This window comes from Streptococcus oralis, from assembly GCF_023109005.1.
Classification (GTDB): Bacteria; Bacillota; Bacilli; order Lactobacillales; family Streptococcaceae; genus Streptococcus; species Streptococcus oralis_BU.
Window position 1 is genome coordinate 74638 of the sequence record NZ_JALDTU010000002.1, and the last position, 19022, is coordinate 93659.

Below are 19022 nucleotides of genomic sequence, written 5' to 3' on the forward strand. Positions count from 1 at the left end.
TTATTCCTCCTCAAAAGAAATCTCTGGCAACTGTGCAAGAATATCTTCTCGCTTAATCGCCCCTTGGCGCAAGATTTTCACCTTGTCTCCAGACAAATCCAAAATAGTTGAATCTTGTCCAGTTAGAAAAGCATCGTCTTCCAGCCCCAAAACTTTTTGGTCAAAATCCTCTAGGATTTGATCAAAGGTCACTCCACTTGCCTGACCCGAGATATTGGCAGACGGCCCAATCAAGGGTCCTGTCTCTCGAATCAAATCAAGTGTAATGGGGTGACTCGGCATCCGAAACCCAACAGTTGTAAGACCAGAATTGACCCAAAAGGGAACTCTGTCATTGGCTTCGAGGATAATGGTCAAGGGACCCGGTAAAAAGGTCTCTACAAGTTTTTGTAGATAAGTTGGCTGATTCTTTGAGAAGTGCAAGATGTCCTCTAGAGAAGCGACATTAAGATTGAGCGCCTTCTCTCTAGGACGACGTTTGAGTTGGTAAACATGGTCGACAGCTTTTTCATCTAAGGCCTTAGCAAAGAGACCGTAAACTGTCTCTGTAGGCAAAACAACAGCTCCACCCTTTTCCAACTCTTGTCTAATCCTGTCCATCATCAACTACAACCATCCTATCTTGACCAAATTGGTCTTTGAGTGTTCGTACTCTTTTATCAGGAAGATGTTTCCTAAAAAACGCAGGAACACTTTGACCTTGCTTGTATCCAATTTCAAGGTAAATCTTACCACCATCTGTGAGATAGTCTTTTGCATCTTCCGCAATTCTGCGGTAAATAGCTAGGCCATCCTCATCTGCAAAGAGAGCTAGATGAGGCTCCGAATGCAAAACATTCAAACCGACGTCTGACTCATCTTCACAAGAGATATAGGGTGGATTGGATACAATTATATCATATTTTTCAGAAATTTCTGCAAAACAATCCGATTTTTTAAAAAATATATTAAGATTTTGATTTTTAGCATTGTCTATTGCTAAGTCTAGTGCATCTTGTGAAATATCCACAGCCGTTACAGACCAATCTGGACAATTTTTTGCTAAAGCAAGGGCTATGGCACCACTTCCAGTTCCAATATCCAAGATCTTGAGATTTTCTTTAGGATTTTCAGCTAGAATAAGGTACACCAACTCCTCTGTTTCAGGTCGGGGAATCAAAACCCGCTCATCTACTTTTAACTGCATTCCAAAGAAATCTGCATAACCGATAATGTACTGGGCTGGTATATGTTCTGCTAATTTCTTGTAAATTTCCTCCACAAATTGTTTTTCTTCCTCTGTTACTTTTTTCTGGAGGGCAAAGACAAAGTCTGTAAAGGATTGATTTTTCAGGCTACGATAGACAAAAGAGAGGCTTTCAGCTTCCTCTCCTTGTCTAATCAACTCCTCTTCAAAATCTGAAAATAATTGAGTTAATTTCATTATTTATTTAATTCTTCTAATTTCTGTGTTTGGTCATAAAGAACCAAGGCATCCACAACTTCATCCAATTTACCAGACAAAATCGTATCTAGTTTTTGGAGAGTCAAGCCGATACGGTGGTCTGTGACACGGTTTTGTGGGAAATTATAAGTACGGATCCGTTCTGAACGGTCACCAGTACCGATTGTTGACTTACGCTCAGCGTCTTGTTCGTCTTGGGCAATTTGTGCAAAGTGGTCAGCAACACGCGCACGGATGATTTTCATGGCCTTCTCGCGGTTTTTCTGCTGGGTGCGTTCTTCCTGCATTTCAACCTTGATATTGGTTGGCAAGTGAACGATACGAACAGCTGTCGCAACCTTATTGACGTTCTGTCCACCAGCACCAGATGCATGGTAGATATCAACACGAAGGTCTTTTGGATCAATATCGTATTCAACTTCTTCCACTTCAGGCATAACAAGAACAGTCGCAGTCGAGGTATGAACACGACCTTGGCTTTCTGTCACAGGGACACGTTGCACACGATGGGCACCTGATTCATACTTGAGTTTAGAGTAAACAGATTGACCCGAAACCATGGCTACGACTTCTTTGAAACCACCGACACCGTTTATAGAAGCTTCCATGACTTCAAAGCGCCAGCCTTGGGCTTCTGCATACTTTTGGTACATGGTTAGCAAATCTCCAGCGAAAAGCGCCGCTTCGTCACCACCCGCTGCTCCACGGATTTCAAGGATAATATTTTTGTCATCGTTTGGATCTTTTGGAAGGAGCAAGATTTTTAGTTTTTCTTCATATTCTTCTTTTTCAGCCTTGGCATCTTTGAGCTCTTGCTTAGCCATTTCTTCCAAGTCCGCATCTCCGCCTGATTCCTTAATCATCTCTTCGGCATCGACGATATTTTGAAGGACTTGTTTGTACTCACGGTAGGCTGTTACCGTATCGCGAGTTGAAGCCTCTTCTTTTGAAAGCTCCATGAAACGCTTGGTGTCAGACACCACATCTGGGTCACTAAGCAATTCTCCTAACTCTTCATAACGGTCTTCTACAGCTTGTAGTTGATCATAGATGTTCATTTTTTCTCCTTAGTTCTCAATTGTTAAATCATAGATTGCTACTACTTCGTTCTCGGATATTTCCCCAGTTTCTTTAAATCCATAACTGAGGTAACAAGATCTTGCATATTCATTCTCTGGTTCATAAGACAACCAAAGTTTATTGCCTAAACCTGCTGGCGCTGTCCGAACATAGTCTAGTACTTTATCCATAATTGGTTTAAAATATCCTTGATTTTGAAAATTCTTATCAATCATAAAACGAAATAGTAAATAATTTCTACTACTAATTCCGATCTTTTTATCATAAGCTATCATCACAAAACCTATAATTGCATCCTTATCATAAACTGCCAATGGAGCTACAAAATCTCCATTTTTAGTGTAGACATATGCTTCAGCCAAACTAATTGCGTTGGTTGCAATGAATTGCTTTTGATATTCCTTGACATCCAAATTCAAAACATCAAAATAATTTTCCATTGTAACATCTCTTAGTTCAATTGTCATAGTTGTGCTCCTTGTTAGATGCTATCATTGGTGCAAAATAATGTTTACGGCAGACTGAGATATAGGTTTCATTGCCACCAATTTGAATTTGTTCGCCATCATAAACGGGCAGTCCATCGTGCGTACGCAACACCATAGTCGCCTTTTTCTTACAGTACTGACAGATGGTCTTGATTTCTTCAATCTTGTCTGCTAAGAGCAAGAGGTATTTTGAACCTTCGAACAACTCATTTCGAAAGTCATTCTTCAAACCAAAAGCCATGACAGGTATGTCTAACTCATCAACAACACGAGCTAGGTCGTAAACATGGTGACGCTTGAGAAACTGGGCCTCATCGACCAACACACAGTAAGGTTTTTCAGGTAAGTCTCGGATATATCCGAAGATATCTGTCGTTTCCTCAATCGCAATGGCTGGGCGTTTCATGCCGATTCGACTCGACACATAGCCAACACCGTCACGCGTATCCAGAGCCGAAGTCATAATCACAACTCCCTTTCCTTGCTCCTCGTAGTTATAGGCCACCTTGAGAATCTCAATCGTCTTACCAGAGTTCATGGTCCCATAACGATAATACAACTGTGCCATGCTTCTAATTCACGTCCATTTCTAAATTTTTGCTACATTCTAGTATATCATAATTTTCTGAAGCTTTAAACGGCAAAATGTGGTAAAATAGAAGAAATCAAAAACTAGTGGAGGAAGCTATTATGCCATTTGTACGCATCGATTTATTTGAAGGACGCACGCTCGAGCAAAAGAAAGCTCTGGCTAAGGAAGTAACGGAAGCTGTTGTCCGCAACACTGGAGCACCTCAATCAGCCGTTCATGTCATCATCAACGACATGCCAGAAGGAACCTACTTCCCACAAGGGGAAATGCGCACCAAATAAACTAGCTTAAGCAGAATTGCTTAAGCTTTTTCAATCTCCAAGTAGCATCCATTGAAGAAATAGTCTAATTTTGTTACAATTTGAAGAGATGCTTGGATACATATCCAAAGAAAAGAAATACAAAAGGAAATAGTATGATTACACGTGAATTTGATACCATCGCTGCGATCTCTACTCCTCTTGGAGAAGGGGCTATTGGGATTGTCCGCCTGAGTGGAACTGACAGTTTCGCTATAGCGCAAAGGATTTTTAAAGGTAAAGACTTGAGTAAGGTTGCTAGCCACACTCTCAACTACGGTCACATTGTTGATCCATTAACTGGTAAGGTCATGGACGAGGTTATGGTTGGAGCCATGAAGTCTCCAAAGACCTTTACTCGAGAGGATATTATTGAGATTAACACCCACGGCGGGATAGCGGTGACCAATGAGATTCTCCAACTAGCTATCCGTGAAGGAGCTCGGTTGGCAGAACCTGGAGAATTTACCAAGCGTGCCTTCCTCAATGGTCGTGTCGACTTGACTCAGGCTGAGGCGGTGATGGACATCATCCGGGCCAAGACTGACAAGGCTATGAATATAGCAGTCAAACAATTGGACGGTTCTCTTTCTGACCTCATTAACAATACTCGTCAGGAAATCCTCAATACACTTGCCCAAGTAGAGGTCAATATTGACTATCCTGAGTATGATGATGTTGAAGAAGCCACTACTGCAGTCATCCGCGAGAAGACTATGGAGTTTGAGCAACTGCTGACCAATCTCCTTAGAACAGCACAACGTGGCAAAATCCTTCGTGAGGGAATTTCAACTGCCATCATCGGACGCCCCAACGTTGGGAAATCGAGCCTCCTAAACAATCTCCTACGTGAAGACAAGGCTATCGTTACAGACATTGCTGGTACTACTCGAGATGTCATCGAAGAATACGTCAATATCAATGGTGTTCCTCTCAAATTGATTGATACAGCCGGTATCCGGGATACAGATGATATCGTGGAACAAATCGGTGTCGAGCGTTCGAGAAAAGCCCTCAAGGAAGCTGACTTGGTACTACTAGTGCTAAATGCTAGTGAGCCACTAACAGCACAAGACAGACAACTCTTAGAAATCAGTCAGGATACCAACCGCATTATTCTACTCAATAAAACTGACCTACCAGAAACAATTGAAACTTCGGAACTTCCAGAAGATGTCATTCGTATTTCAGTTCTTAAAAATCAAAATATCGATAAGATTGAAGATAGAATCAACAACCTCTTCTTTGAAAATGCTGGTTTGGTTGAGCAAGATGCCACTTACTTGTCAAATGCCCGTCATATTTCCTTGATTGAAAAGGCCGTTGAAAGCTTACAAGCTGTTAACGAAGGGCTGGAACTGGGGATGCCAGTTGATTTGCTTCAAGTTGACTTGACCCGTACTTGGGAAATTCTCGGAGAAATCACTGGAGATGCCGCTCCAGATGAACTCATTACCCAACTCTTTAGCCAATTCTGTTTAGGAAAATAAGAAAAATCCATGATCGTTCGGTCATGGATTTTATTATCTTTATTAGTAATCTGGTCTTAAAACACCAGTTACAGTTGCCTTAGTTGCTTCGTAGTCACCATCTACGACAACCTTGATAATGCGTTTGGCATCTTCTTCTGGTGCTGGAACTAGAGGTAGACGAGTTGGTCCAGCTTCAAATCCCATATAGTTAAGGACTGCCTTAACTGGAGCAGGACTTGGATAAGAGAAGAGGGCGTTGACCTTAGGAATGAATTTACGTTGAATAGCTGCCGCTTTTTTCATATCGCTTTCTGCAATAGCAGTCAACATCTCGTGCATTTCATCCCCATTTGTATGAGATGCAACAGAAATAACCCCGTCCGCACCAAGATTCATGGCATGGAAAGCATCTCCGTCCTCACCAGTATAGACCAAGAACTCTTCTGGCTTGTGTTCAATCAAGTAAGCCATATTAGCCAAACTAGTACATTCTTTGACCCCAATGATATTTGGATGGTCAGCCAAACGAAGCATGGTTTCTGGAGTCAATTCGACAACTACACGCCCTGGAATGTTATAAATGATAATCGGCAAATCCGAGGCATCTGCAATTGCCTTAAAGTGCTGATACATTCCTTCTTGAGAAGGTTTATTGTAGTATGGTACAATCGCAAGCCCAGCTGCAAAGCCACCAAATTCTGCGACTTCTTTGACAAATTCGATCGAGTCACGTGTATCATTGGTACCTACACCCGCAATCAAAGGAACACGTCCATTGACAATCTTTTGTACAGCTGCAAAGAGTTCCAACTCTTCATCATGAGTCAAAGTTGGACTCTCGGCCGTCGTCCCTGCAAGAAGAATGCCGTCTGTATGATGCGCCAACAGATGCTCAATCAAGGCTGGAATGGCATCAAAGTTGATGGAACCATCCTCATGGAAAGGGGTAATAAAGGCTGTAATGATTTTACACTCTTTTAAATCTTGATAAGACATGAGAATACCTCTCTATTTCAAAGAAGGAGTTCATCTGAACTCCTAAACGATATGACTATTTTAATTCAAATTTCAATTCAGCTGTTGGACGAACCAATCCACGTTCGTGAAGCGTTTCTGCAATCTGAACTGAGTTCCAAGCAGCACCTTTGAGAAGGTTGTCTGAAACAACCCACATGTGGATTCCTTTTTCTGCATCTAGGTCTTTACGGATACGACCAACAAAAGTATCACGCGAACCCACTGCATTGACAGCTTGAGGATAGATTTGGTGCGCTACGTCATCCTCAAGAACAGCACCTGGAAAGGCTGCGATGGCTGCTTTGACTTCTTCGATTGGTGCCACTTCTTTTGTTTCGATATAAACTGACTCAGAGTGAGCTGACAAGACTGGAATACGTACACAGGTTGCAGATACTGAGATGCTATCATCTTCCATGATTTTCTTAGTTTCCTTAGTCATCTTCATCTCTTCGTAAGTGTAATCATTGTCAGTAAAGACATCGATTTGTGGAAGAGCGTTAAAGGCGATAGGGTAGTGTTTCTTGTCACCACCTGAAGGCAAGATTTCCGCATGCAAATCACGTGGATTCACACCATCATTCAAGACTTCACGAAGTTCACGTTGTGTTTCAAGAATCGCACCCATACCAGCACCAGAGACTGCTTGGTAAGTTGAAACGATGATGCGGTCCAAGCCCCATTTTTGGCGGACCGGCTCAAGAGCCACCATCATTTGGATTGTTGAACAGTTAGGGCAGGCAATAATCCCATTATGAGCATCAAGTGCATGGGCATTGACCTCTGGGACAACCAATGGTACGTCTGGATTTTGGCGGAAATAAGATGTGTTATCCACTACTACCGCTCCAGCTTGAACTGCGTATGGTGCATACTTAGCTGATGTCGAACCACCTGCTGAAAAGAGCGCAATATCAACACCCTCAAAAGCTGTCTCTGTTGTTTCTTCAATCGTAATATCTTGGTCTTTAAATTTCAAAGTTTTGCCTGCTGAACGTGCAGAAGCAAGGTAACGAATTTTATCGATTGGAAGTGTTGATTCTTCCAACATTTTTATCATCTGAGCTCCGACAGCACCTGTCGCGCCGACTACAGCGACTGTATATCCCATAAATAACCTCTTTCGGAATTTTCTAAAAATTTCTATAATAGATGTATTATACTACTTTTTCCAGAAATTGAAAAGCATTTTTGGGTTATATTTTCTGAAAACAAAAATCCCTAGCCATTTGACCAGGGGCTAAGAGGCATCTTCATGTGATGAGCAGGTTCACACAACTCATCAAGGTCCGCTCCTGCGTTATGACCTCCTTATGCTCAATAGCAGTCCGAAGACTACCTATCGACTCATCGCAACTACTATTCTACTAGATAGAGTCACTTTTGTCAACAGACAAAACTCTTTGCTTCATTTATATAGGTGCATAAGAAATATCTTTGAAAAATTTGGGGCAGAGATAACAAAAACCCTTGTAAATCAGGGTTTTTTCGTCTCTATCATGCTAATTGCCGGGATTGAACCGGCGACCTCATCCTTACCATGGATGCGCTCTGCCAACTGAGCTAAATCAGCTTACCTAAAAAGTATACTATAGTTCTATGTTCTTGTCAAGCGCTCTCTTTTAATTTTCAATAATGAAAAAAGCTAGATTTAGCAAGAATCTAGCTTATAAACTTCTTATTTTGTTAGATCGATTCGCTGTCCCAGTTTATTGATCAAAATCGCACCTACGATAAGTGATGCAAACTCACCAATTCCAGTAGAGAACCATGTGAAGAAGAACGGAGCTTCTGCAACGATATGAAGTTCAGCTGCAATGGTAATCATTGAAATGGAGAAGAGGATTGAAAAGAAGAAATGATCTTTTCGAATCAATCCGTTAAAGAGGTAATCTTTACTGTATTTTGCAAAGAGCCATACCCCTAGACTAAGGAAAACTAGGGTAGAACCTCCACCAACAAAGACATCTATTGGACCAAAGCTAAAGAAATTTGCAATCATACAACCAATCGTCACACCGATGATGTATTTTGGATTGTAAAAGGCTAAGAAATTCATCATCTCTGAAATACGGAACTGGTAGGCGCCGTAGCTAATGGCATTCAGCGGTGGGGTGATGGTCAAAACCACATAAATAGCAGCGACAATAGCGATATCTGCCATATCACGAACAGTTAATTTTTTCATGTTTTCTCCTTTAGCGGTTTCCCGCGTAAAATATGCTTGGTGAAAGAAGTTAAGCACCAAGGGTTGAGATTATCAACCTTACTAGTATAGCACAATATAGGACTTTATGCTATACTAAAACCATGAAAAGAATAATAAAGGCATTCTTCGATAACGAAATCCTCTCCTACCTATTTTTCGGTGCTGCTACTACTCTGGTTTCTATCTTATCGCGTTTGGTTATTTACCACATCAGCCACCAGGAAATCCTGGCAACCGTACTCGCAAATCTTATCGGGATTCTCTTTGCCTTTTTTACAAATGATACAATCGTCTTTAAACAAGAGAGAAGAAATTGGCCAACTCGCCTGGCTAAGTTTTTCTTAGCTCGTCTCTCTACACTTGGACTTGACGTTCTTTTAACTTATATCTTCGTTACAACCTTTCCTGATCTTATTGGTCAGTTTGTCGAATATAATATAGACAGGGTTAATACGGTTGAAACTATCCTAGCACAAATTTTGATTATTGTGCTTAATTATATTTTCAGTAAAATCTATATTTTTAAAAGGAGCAACTGATCTCCTTAAGCATCCAGGTTGCCTCTTGTCACAATTTAGGATATAATAAGTTAGAAAATTAGGAAAGGAATTTATGAAAATGTTAAAGGATCTAAAAGAATTCTTGCTTCGCGGTAATGTCGTTGACCTTGCTGTCGGTGTAATCATCGCCTCTGCTTTTGGTGCTATCGTGACTTCACTCGTTAACGATATCATCACTCCACTTATCTTGAACCCAGCTTTGAAAGCTGCGAACGTTGAACGTATCGCTGAACTTTCATGGAATGGTGTTGGTTACGGTAGCTTCTTGAGCGCTGTTATCAACTTCCTTGTTGTGGGTACAGTTCTCTTCTTCGTTATCAAAGGTATTGAAAAAGCTCAAAACCTTCGTAAGAAAGAGGAAGTGGTTGAGGAAGCACCTGCTGTTCCAACTGAACTTGAAGTTCTTCAAGAAATCAAAGCCCTTCTTGAGAAAAAATAAGACTGATAAAGGATTCAGCTTAAAGCTAAATCCTTTTTTCTTTACTCTTTTGGTAACTTACCAGCCTTTTCGAGCATTTTCTTAATCAAGTAAGGCATCTTCACATTTTCACGGCCTTTTTTCTCAATGAGTTTTTTGACAAATTCTGGCATCTGAAGGTCGTCTGTCTCTTTCATGATGTCCTTGGTAGTTGCCGAAGGCGCTAACTCATCAAAGGTTTCTTCTTCTGGGAGAAAAGCTTTAAATTCTTTGTGTTCGTTTGCTCTTACAGTAGCAACTAAAGCGTCAATTAAACGGCTATCCGTATTGGGCATCGGTGGACGATGGTAAGTGACACCTAATTCTTGACACAAATCATAACATTCCACATCATTATCGAACAAGACTTCGATGTGCTCACTGATAAAGCTAATCGGAACAAAAATATAATGTTCTGGATGTTGCTTTTGTTCTCGTAAATATTCTAAGACATCTGGCTTGATCCAAGGAATTCCAATATCGCTTTCGCTCTGCCAAGTATTGGTATACTGGTCTGTCATTAGGCCGAGTTGTTCAGCAATGAGCCTGCTATTATCGAAAATCTGATCGATATAAGGATCTCCATAGTCCAAGGCAAAAATGGGGACGCTATGGGCTGAAAAGATTACCTTGAAGGATTCTTCTCCCACATGGTTTCGTAAAATTTTTCTAATCTCATCTGTCCAGAAGTCCAGCAAAGGCTGTTGTTGATACCAGTCCTTAATAACTAAAAATCGGATCTGCTGGCTTTCCAGAAACTTTTCATACCCCATGACTGAGTAAAAAGAATAATGAGGTTCCAAAATCAAGCAGATACATTCTTCAACACCATCAGTTTCCATCTGCTTGATCACGTCTGGGATAAAGGGACGAGAAAATTTGTTGGCAAGGTAGATACCGTACTCCTCCCCTATACGTTCTCTTACTAAAGCAACTTCTTCCCTTGTAATCCGCTGCAAAGGTGTCCCACCGATAAGGACGTAGTTATCATAGAGGGTTTGAATCTCGTGGTCTTCGGGTCTAACACCACGACGAATGTTTGTAAAAAATTCTGCTACTCCTTCAAAACTAATCTCCTCTGGAGATCCAAAGGTCATCATTAATAGGGCTTTTTTCATTGATATGTCCTTGTGATGTTTTTTTTAATTACCATTCTACCATGAAATATATCATAAATAAACGCTTTCATTCATTTTATTTTTATTTACTTCTCTTTGTCTTTCTCTCTATTCTATGATACAATGAAAAAAATAATAATAAAGGAGTTTTTATGTCTTATCCGAACCTTTTGGAACGTTTTCTGACCTACGTTAAGGTCAACACGCGTTCTGATGAACACTCTACTACTACTCCAAGTACGCAAAGCCAGGTAGATTTTGCGACCACTGTTCTTATTCCTGAGATGAAACGTGTTGGCCTGCAAAATGTTTACTACCTACCAAATGGTTTTGCTATTGGTACCTTACCAGCTAATGATTCCAGCCTGACACGTAAGATTGGATTTATCTCCCACATGGATACAGCTGATTTTAATGCTGAGGGAGTTAATCCACAGGTGATTGAAAACTACGATGGCGGAGCTATCGACTTAGGTAATTCTGGATTTAAACTGGATCCAGCTGACTTTAAGAGTCTTGAGAAATATCCAGGTCAAACGCTTATCACAACAGATGGCACGACCTTGCTAGGTGCTGATGACAAGTCTGGAATTGCTGAAATTATGACTGCTATCGAATACCTGACTGCTCATCCCGAAATCAAGCATTGTGAAATCCGTGTTGGTTTTGGTCCAGATGAAGAAATTGGCGTCGGTGCTAATCAGTTTGATGCAGAAGACTTTGACGTTGACTTTGCCTATACTGTAGATGGAGGACCTCTTGGAGAACTTCAGTACGAGACTTTCTCAGCAGCAGCTGCTGAGCTTCACTTCCAAGGACGCAATGTTCACCCTGGTACTGCCAAAGGTCAAATGGTCAATGCCCTTCAGTTAGCAATTGATTTTCATAATCAACTTCCTGAGAATAACCGACCTGAGTTGACAGATGGTTACCAAGGTTTCTATCATCTTATGGATGTATCAGGTAGTGTCGAGGAGGCGCGTGCAAGCTATATCATCCGTGACTTTGAAAAAGATGCATTTGAAGCGCGTAAAGCAACCATGCAAGCCATCGCTGACAAGATGAATCAAGAGCTTGGGAATGATCGCATTAGCTTAACTCTGACAGACCAGTACTACAATATGAAAGAAGTCATTGAAAAAGATATGACACCCGTTACCATTGCTAAAGCTGTTATGGAAGATTTAGGTATCACGCCTATTATCGAACCAATCCGTGGCGGAACAGATGGCTCTAAGATTTCCTTTATGGGTATCCCAACTCCAAATATCTTTGCTGGTGGTGAAAACATGCATGGACGTTTTGAATACGTCAGCCTTCAGACTATGGAGCGTGCGGTGGATACCATCATTGGCATTGTAGCTTATAAAGACTAAAAAAGACGAGGTAGCTCAGCTACTTCGCCTTTCTTTTTATTCATTTGGTTGAGCACTTGGCTCAGTTTTGCTTTGTGCTTGCTTTTCTGTCGCTTGAGAAGCAGCTTTTTCACTGTCTTTCTCAGACTTAGATTGGCTATCAGTTTCACTTGCTTTTGAACGGAGTTCCTGGTTCAAGCTAATGATTTCTTTAGCTAGAGTAAGGAGACCTTCTTTATCGCTGCTTTTGGCTGCAAGTTGATCAAATAGGGCATCAACACGTTCAAAGTCAGCATCAGATCCTTTGTTATCCTCTAAGTACTTGTGAAGAGAGAGCAAGACATTATAGAGTTTTTGGTAAATAATCACCGTTTGTGGATCCTGTTCTGCTTCTTTTTTCTCTCGTTGGATAGTCGCTGCAATACGATTTAAAAGATCCTCAAGTTGTGTTTTAGCTTCGTCAAGGTCTGCATTTTCCTTTTCAGTAGCCGCTTTGATATTAGCTGCTTCTTCAGCTAGGGATTGTTTGACACCATCTTCTTTGACACGTGCTAGGAGTTGGGCAGCTTTAGTTAGGAGAGCATGCACTTCTTCCTTCTTAACATGGCTAACCCGCTCTTCTGGCATAAAATCACCGTAGAGTTCTTTTAGGAATTCATAGATGGCGGTCTTAGCAGTTTGACTATCTACTTTTTCCGTATCTAGAATAGTCTTACCAGCTTTTGTAGAAACTGGTTCGTCTTTGAGAGCTTCTTCCACCTCAAGTTTAGTTTGGTAGATGGTTGGGAATAACTTGTTTAAGTCGGTTGCTTTGAGGAAAGATTGCGACTGGTAAAGTTCCCAAGTCAGCTTGGCAACACGGTTACGAAGTTCTTCTTTAAGACGGCCATCGGATACATGTTCGTAGAAGTACTTGATGTACTCTACCGTTGTGACTCCTGTACGATCACGGAAATCTTGCAAGGCTTGAAGTTTCGCTTCAATCGCATCCAACTCTGTCTCATCTTGTGCTAACTTCGCATCCTGCAAATGAAGCAAGAGATCCTTCTTAGACACACCATAAGTATCTGTATCCAGTGTATTGATCTTATCTACAAGGGCTTGGTATTTCTTGTCCAAAGGTGATGTTTCAACTGGTGCCACACTTTGATCCACATGGATATATTGCTTATCAAAAAGATCCAAGGCTGCTAGGTATCCGGCAGTTGAGTTAGTCGCCAGTTTTTTCATGTTCTCGGTAAATTGCCCCAAAGCAAGTTCAACACGTCTCTGCATGATAGGCTGGTCTTTGTAGAGACTTCTGCTATCTGCTAACAGTTGATCCACTTTAGATAGAACAGTTTGTTCATCAAAAGCCCCAGGTTGATAGGTAGATTGTAGGGCCGGAATCTTATTTTTCAAAGCCACTTCATAGCCCTTGGTTTGAACCTTGATGTAGTGATTGTGGTCGCCATGAGGAATCACAAAACTACCATTTTCTACCTGTAAACTATAAGGAGAAACACTGTCGCGTAAGGCAGTGGTATAAAGTTCATTTAGGAAATCCAGTTCTGGATTCCCAGTTTGGAGAGGAATACGAACATGTTCTTTTCGAACAGCATAGGGATGGATATGGGTTGGATCATAGGCTTGATCCGGATTTCCAAAGACAAAGAATCCATTTGAAATGCGAATCGCTTCGAGCGGAACACCGTAGGTCTGTGAGATATACTTGATTTTTTCTTCATCACTAGCATCTCTTGAGAAACTTTCCACAGTCTTTGCAAGTGGTTGAACGTGCTGAGGCTGATGATTTTCTTTCAAGTGATCTTGGGCAGCTTTGATTTGGGCTACAGTCAAGTCCTTCTTAAAGAAATAATGAGCGTGATCTCCATGAGAAACTACAAACCCTTGCTCATCTTCACTAATAACACGGTCAGCTGCAAAACCATGATCATGTTCTTCACCGTGATGGTGGTCATGCTCCTCTCCATCATGGTCATGATCTTCATGGTTGGTATCCTGACTTCCATGGTCACCGTCTTGGTCATGATGATGATCCGATTGAGCTGGATGCTCTGCTGGTTTGCTTGGATTTTCCAAAGGTGTTGGTTTCCCACTGTCACTAGATAAAGGAATCATTCGCGCAATCTTTTCTTCCAAGGCAGAAAGCTTTGTATATGGGATGAAATGATAGTGATTTCCATGAGGAATCGCTACGCCACTTGGCGTTCTACTTGAAATCTTAGCAGGGTCAAAAATAAAGCCATCTGATTCAGCATAACGTTGATTACTTGGAAGAGCATAGAGTTGCTGCAATAGACTCTGAAGGCTCTCGTCTGAATTGTTTGGTTTTTCAGTTTGTTGACCAGGATTAGTAGCTTGACTAGTTCTGTTTTGACTTGGACGATAGTCAGTCACACTCGGTTGTTTTCTAGTTCCAGAGAGGTAGGCTTGAGCAGCAGACAATTCACTAGCAGACAAGGAACTCTTAGGAATGTAGTGGTAATGTCCACCATGAGGGACGATATAAGCATCACCAGTATCCTCTATAATATCAGATGGATTAAAGATGTAGCCATCATCGGTGGTATAGCGTCCTTGCGATTGTGCAAGCGCCACTGCACTGTTAGAAGTTGGTGCATCGTGAGTATGACCTTGTTTTTGGCGTTCAATTTCGTCCTTCGTACGAACATTATCAGCATGAGCCACATCTTTAAGGTAGACATAATACTTGTCATCCACCTTGATAATGTAACCACCTTTGATTTCATTGACAATATCAGCATCTTTCAGTTGATAATTGGCATCTTTCATCAACAGTTCTTCGCTGAAAATCGCGTCAAAAGGAACTTTACCATTGTAATAATGGAAATGATCACCATGTGAAGTCACATAACCTTGATCGGTAATTTTCACAACAATTTGCTCAGCCTGAATGTCTTCTTTTTTGCTAACTTGATCTGGTGTCTGATTCTCTGTTTTTTTAGTGTCTTGCTTCCCATCGACATAAGACACACGGTTATTATCTTTGTTTTCTTCCACCTGGTGTTGGTTCAATGCATAGATGCAAAGGCTTAGGGAAAGGACAAGAGCCGATCCTGCTGCAAGGTATTTCTTCTTCATTTTCATCATCTCCTCATTTTAATTCTTCTGCAAGAACATTCATGTTTTCTTCTAGATTTTCTAAGTAAGTTTTGTCATTTTCAGGATCTGCTTCTAAAGGATTGAGTGTCTTTAGGCTAACTCCTGTTGATTTGACCAAAGTCTCAGCGACTTTAGAAGAAGCATTGCTCTCAGTAAAGATGGTTTTGACATTATAAGTTTTGACAAATTCTTGGATTTCTGTCAACTGTCTCGGACTTGGCTCTTGTTCAGGGGAAATCCCTGCTATACCAAGTTGTTTCAAACCAAAGCGTTTAGCGAGATAAGAAAAGGCTGTGTGTTGTGTAACAAAGGTCTTTTGACTCGCTTTTTCAAAAATAGGCTGGTACTTCTTAGTCAATTCTTGGGCTTTAGCGATAAAGTTTTTAGCATTCTTTTGATACGTTTCCTTATTAGCACTGTCAATCTCCGAAAGTTTGTCAGCGATAATCTGAGCTTCTTCACCTGCTTTTTCTGGATCTAACCAAGTGTGAGGGTCGTAGAGTGTTTTTTCATCGATGCCGTCACCAGCTTCAACATCTTCTAAGCCCGGTACACGCTCTAAGGTCATTCCTTCAGAAGCTTCTAAAACTTTAACTTTTGAGTTTTTCAAGTTAGGATCTAGACTTCCAGCCCAAGATTCGAGCGTATGAGAATGGTAGACAAAGACATCTGCATCATAGATAGCAGCAATGTCATTTGCTGACGGTTCAAAGGAGTGAATCCCACTACTTGACTGAATCATCCGTACGTCATTCAAGTCACCTGATACCTCTTTGACCATGGCATAGATTGGGTAAAAACTTGTTACAATCTTCATCCCTTTTGCTTCTTGTTTTTCTTTTTGGCTACATGCTCCTAAGACAAGAACCAAGAGACCTGCCATTAATAATAGAAATGTTCTTTTTTTCATCGTTACTCCTTAACTAGTATTTAACCGTTTAATTAACTAGTAAATAGTTTATCTTTATTTACACTATATGTCAAGATATTTTGCATATTTTCATGAAAAAAATGAGAATTAGAACTTACATTCTATTCTCATTTTCGATTTTATCTTTTCTAGATCTCCTATCCTGTTTTTAGGAGTTAGAAAATGCTACTACCTTTACTTACTTTCCTTTAACAAAGCCAATAGTTTTTCAGCTTCTGCCATAATAGTATTGTTGTCCTGAGCGCCAAATAGCAGGTTATTTTTTAATCCTGTTAGAGTTTCGTTAGCGTTAGACTTGATAATGGGATCTTGGATTTTTCCAAGTAGCTCTTCAGCCTCTCTTAACTTCGCTTCAACCTTTTCAGTCTCGACCTGAGGTTCTTCTGGCTCCTCTGGTGATTCTTCTTCTGGCTCCTCAGTTGGTTTTGGAGATTCTGGTTTCTCACTTTGCGGTTTTTCTTCGCGTGGTTTTTCTTCCTCAGGTTTTTCTGTCTGAGGTTTCTCCTCTGATGGTTTTTCCGTATGATTATTATCAGCTTGACCATTTTGGTTTCTTTGAACATGGTCGCTTGCATTGCCCCATCCACTATCTGAATGTGGACGTTCGTTTGGATGTTCAACATAGTACTTCACAGTCGCAAAGAGATCTTCTAGACTATACCCCTTAGGAGCCTCATAAAGACCTTCGTCAAACCACTCAAATTTGATGTTATGGTAATGATCATAATGAGGTATAATCAAACTTCCGTTTTTGACTTCCACGGTATGTTGGAGATTGTAAGGCATACGATCAAGCGGTACCTTCTTAGCTGCTTTCACGCGATTGTAGATAGCTTCTGCTCCCTTAGCCTCAGTATTTCCTGAATCCTGATGGTCTGTCGAAGGAGGTGTCAAACCTTTCTCTTTAGCATAAGCCTGGGCTGCTGCTCTTTCAGCTTCAGACAAACTATCTTTCTTAATCCAATGACTATGGGTCATATGTGGAGTTACATAGGCATCCCCCTCATCACTGGTGATATCACGAGGATCAAAGATATAACCGTCTTCTGTTGTGTACTTGCCTGCCAACTTGGCTACTTGAATCTCATCATCAGTGTAGGCAATTTGCGCATTTGGTTTTCCTAAACGTTCTGGATGACGAATCGGTGCTAGGAAGGTAAGAATATCATCCACTAACTTGACTTTATCGCTTGAGACATCATTGAGACGTTCCAAGAGTTTATCCAAAGCGTCAAATTCAGCTTGACGCCCTTTATTGGAAATTAAATCTTGATGAATGCTTGCTAGTAAGTCATAAGCCTTATTGTAAAAATCTCGATCACTAGATGGGAGGTTGGTTTTCTTAGCTCCTAGCTTATGAGACAAACTTTCTTGCTTGGCTAGTTTGCTATCAATGGCTGCAGCAGTTTCTGCTGAAAGTTCCTTAGCAGGAATATAACGTGAGGTTCCATTTTCCTCAAAGACATAGCCATCAGCTACTTTTCGAACCGCTTGTCTAACCAATTTTCCGTCAATTGGATTGCTTGGAGCTGGTTGAGGATTTGGTGCAGGTTGCGGGCTTGGACTAGGTTCCGGAGTCGGTTGTGGACTTGGTTGTTCTGGTCTTGAATCCGGCACCCAATGGTTCGAACGATAGCGAAGTGGGATGACGCGAGCGATTCGTTCTTCCAATTCAGACATCTGTGAATAAGGGATAAAATGGTAATGGTCCCCATGAGGTACTGCAACACCTCTAGCTGTTCGACTTGTGATTTGTGCTGGATCAAAGACAAGGCCATCAGATTCTACGTGTCGTTGGCTGAGTGGCAAGCCATAAAGTTGTTTCAGAAGGCCATCAATATCCTCATCACTTTGACTTGCTTGACTATCGTCGCTACTGTTACTGTTGTTAGCCGTGTTTGTGTTCGTATAGCCACTACCTTGATTATTATAGGATTGGGTCCATCTATCTATATCACTGCTAGCACTGTTGCCATTGGTACGGCGATAAGTAGGCATATTTGATTGACCACTTCTACCAGATAGGAAAGCTTCTGCAGCAGCCAATTCGCTGGCTGATAACTCACTCTTAGGAATATAATGGTAATGGTCGCCGTGAGGAACGATATAAGCATCACCAGTATCTTCAATGATATCAGAAGCATTAAAGATGTAGCCATCATCTGTGGTGTAGCGTCCTTGTGAACGTGCCAAGGCTACCGCACCATCGTTTGCTGAGGTTCCTCCTTCACGATGCTGACTATGCTCTTGTTTTTGTCGATTAATTTCTTCTTTGGTACGGACATTATCTGCGTGGGCTGCATCCTTAAGGTAAACATAGTATTTTCCGTCCACCTTGATAACATAACCACCCTTGATTTCACTGATAATATCCTCGTCCTTGAGCTGGTAGTTTGGATCCTTCATGAGCAACTCTTCACTGATGATAGCGTCATAAGGAACCTTGCCATTGTAATAATGATAGTGGTCTCCATGTGAAGTCACATAGCCTTGGTCTGTTATCTTGATGACGATTTGTTCGGCATTGATGCCTTCTTTTTTACTAACCTCATCAGGAGTTAGATCCTCCGTTTTTTGCGCTGCTTGTTTTCCATCAACGTAAGACACACGGTTATTTTCTTTGACCGTTCTAGCTTGATACAGTCCCAACTCATAAGAACAAACACTTAAAATTAAAGCTGCCGCAGAACCAGCTAGGTATTTTTTATTAATTTTCATCGAAACTCTCTTTCTTTTTGATATTTCTAGTTGCAATTCATTTCTAAATTGCAGAAACTCCTCTCTAATAGTTAACTGGTTAATAGTTTACTCCTAAATTTGTAACTTGTCAAGAATTTTATGAACCAGTTAACGATTTTTTTGTCTTCTACACTA

Annotated in this window: 17 protein-coding genes, 1 tRNA gene and 1 riboswitch; of the genes, 5 read left to right on the top strand and 13 right to left on the bottom strand. The window is 41.0% G+C overall.

Annotated elements, in window-relative coordinates; genetic code table 11:
* From M1F56_RS02915 to M1F56_RS02935, 5 genes are read right to left on the bottom strand one after another with little or no spacing between them, the layout of a single operon-like run.
* Positions 1 to 603, bottom strand: a complete 603-nt coding sequence (locus M1F56_RS02915) for an L-threonylcarbamoyladenylate synthase (RefSeq protein ID WP_247916815.1) — start codon at positions 601 to 603, stop codon at positions 1 to 3.
* Positions 587 to 1423 (bottom strand): peptide chain release factor N(5)-glutamine methyltransferase, encoded by an 837-nt coding sequence (gene prmC / locus M1F56_RS02920; RefSeq protein ID WP_247916816.1) that lies wholly within the window; start codon positions 1421 to 1423, stop codon positions 587 to 589. The genes M1F56_RS02915 and prmC overlap by 17 nt, the downstream gene beginning before the upstream one ends.
* Entirely contained in the window at positions 1423 to 2502 is a 1080-nt protein-coding gene (gene prfA, locus M1F56_RS02925) for a peptide chain release factor 1 (RefSeq protein WP_004262425.1), read from the bottom strand. Before prfA ends, prmC begins: the two co-directional genes overlap by 1 nt.
* A gap of 9 nt (positions 2503 to 2511) precedes the next feature.
* Entirely contained in the window at positions 2512 to 2991 is a 480-nt protein-coding gene (locus M1F56_RS02930) for a GNAT family N-acetyltransferase (RefSeq protein ID WP_247916817.1), read from the bottom strand.
* Positions 2981 to 3580, bottom strand: a complete 600-nt coding sequence (locus M1F56_RS02935) for a thymidine kinase (RefSeq protein ID WP_247916818.1) — start codon at positions 3578 to 3580, stop codon at positions 2981 to 2983. Before M1F56_RS02935 ends, M1F56_RS02930 begins: the two co-directional genes overlap by 11 nt.
* A gap of 122 nt (positions 3581 to 3702) precedes the next feature.
* Between M1F56_RS02935 and M1F56_RS02940 the strand changes: the two genes are divergently transcribed.
* Together M1F56_RS02940 and mnmE are read left to right on the top strand one after the other, a co-directional pair.
* On the top strand, positions 3703 to 3885 hold the full coding sequence (locus M1F56_RS02940; RefSeq protein ID WP_001117401.1) for a 4-oxalocrotonate tautomerase: 183 nt from the start codon (positions 3703 to 3705) through the stop codon (positions 3883 to 3885).
* A gap of 134 nt (positions 3886 to 4019) precedes the next feature.
* Positions 4020 to 5393 carry a tRNA uridine-5-carboxymethylaminomethyl(34) synthesis GTPase MnmE gene (mnmE, locus tag M1F56_RS02945; protein ID WP_247916819.1) on the top strand — a complete coding sequence of 458 codons (1374 nt, stop codon included), beginning with the start codon at positions 4020 to 4022 and terminating at the stop codon, positions 5391 to 5393.
* A gap of 42 nt (positions 5394 to 5435) precedes the next feature.
* On the opposite strand, the gene dapA is transcribed toward mnmE, so the two are convergent.
* From dapA to M1F56_RS02965, 4 genes are all read right to left on the bottom strand, one after another.
* On the bottom strand, positions 5436 to 6371 hold the full coding sequence (dapA, locus tag M1F56_RS02950; protein ID WP_000121610.1) for a 4-hydroxy-tetrahydrodipicolinate synthase: 936 nt from the start codon (positions 6369 to 6371) through the stop codon (positions 5436 to 5438).
* 55 nt (positions 6372 to 6426) lie between these two features.
* Positions 6427 to 7503, bottom strand: a complete 1077-nt coding sequence (locus M1F56_RS02955; RefSeq protein ID WP_084875251.1) for an aspartate-semialdehyde dehydrogenase — start codon at positions 7501 to 7503, stop codon at positions 6427 to 6429.
* A gap of 389 nt (positions 7504 to 7892) precedes the next feature.
* Positions 7893 to 7965 (bottom strand) — tRNA-Thr (locus M1F56_RS02960).
* Between the two features lie 105 nt (positions 7966 to 8070).
* Positions 8071 to 8580 carry a QueT transporter family protein gene (locus M1F56_RS02965; protein ID WP_247916820.1) on the bottom strand — a complete coding sequence of 170 codons (510 nt, stop codon included), beginning with the start codon at positions 8578 to 8580 and terminating at the stop codon, positions 8071 to 8073.
* Positions 8578 to 8674: riboswitch (PreQ1 riboswitch) on the bottom strand. It overlaps the preceding gene by 3 nt.
* 28 nt (positions 8675 to 8702) lie before the next feature.
* Between M1F56_RS02965 and M1F56_RS02970 the strand changes: the two genes are divergently transcribed.
* Both M1F56_RS02970 and mscL read left to right on the top strand, forming a co-directional pair.
* A complete protein-coding gene (locus M1F56_RS02970; protein WP_049537654.1) occupies positions 8703 to 9140 on the top strand; it encodes a GtrA family protein in 438 nt (145 codons plus the stop codon).
* A gap of 79 nt (positions 9141 to 9219) precedes the next feature.
* Positions 9220 to 9600 carry a large conductance mechanosensitive channel protein MscL gene (gene mscL, locus M1F56_RS02975; protein WP_282184677.1) on the top strand — a complete coding sequence of 127 codons (381 nt, stop codon included), beginning with the start codon at positions 9220 to 9222 and terminating at the stop codon, positions 9598 to 9600.
* A gap of 41 nt (positions 9601 to 9641) precedes the next feature.
* On the opposite strand, the gene hemH is transcribed toward mscL, so the two are convergent.
* Positions 9642 to 10736: a ferrochelatase gene (gene hemH, locus M1F56_RS02980; protein ID WP_247916822.1), complete on the bottom strand. Its 1095-nt coding sequence runs from the start codon at positions 10734 to 10736 to the stop codon at positions 9642 to 9644.
* A gap of 152 nt (positions 10737 to 10888) precedes the next feature.
* Here hemH and pepT point away from each other — a divergent pair, with 152 nt between their 5' ends.
* Entirely contained in the window at positions 10889 to 12112 is a 1224-nt protein-coding gene (pepT, locus tag M1F56_RS02985) for a peptidase T (RefSeq protein WP_247916823.1), read from the top strand.
* 36 nt (positions 12113 to 12148) lie between these two features.
* Here the strand turns inward: pepT and M1F56_RS02990 are convergent, their stop codons facing one another.
* From M1F56_RS02990 to M1F56_RS03000, 3 genes are all read right to left on the bottom strand, one after another.
* Entirely contained in the window at positions 12149 to 15196 is a 3048-nt protein-coding gene (locus M1F56_RS02990) for a pneumococcal-type histidine triad protein (protein ID WP_282184673.1), read from the bottom strand.
* A gap of 13 nt (positions 15197 to 15209) precedes the next feature.
* A complete protein-coding gene (locus M1F56_RS02995) occupies positions 15210 to 16127 on the bottom strand; it encodes a metal ABC transporter substrate-binding protein (RefSeq protein WP_084918446.1) in 918 nt (305 codons plus the stop codon).
* Between the two features lie 195 nt (positions 16128 to 16322).
* Complete coding sequence (locus tag M1F56_RS03000; protein ID WP_247916825.1) at positions 16323 to 18866, bottom strand: pneumococcal-type histidine triad protein; 2544 nt, start codon at positions 18864 to 18866, stop codon at positions 16323 to 16325.
* Positions 18867 to 19022: the final 156 nt, after the last annotated feature.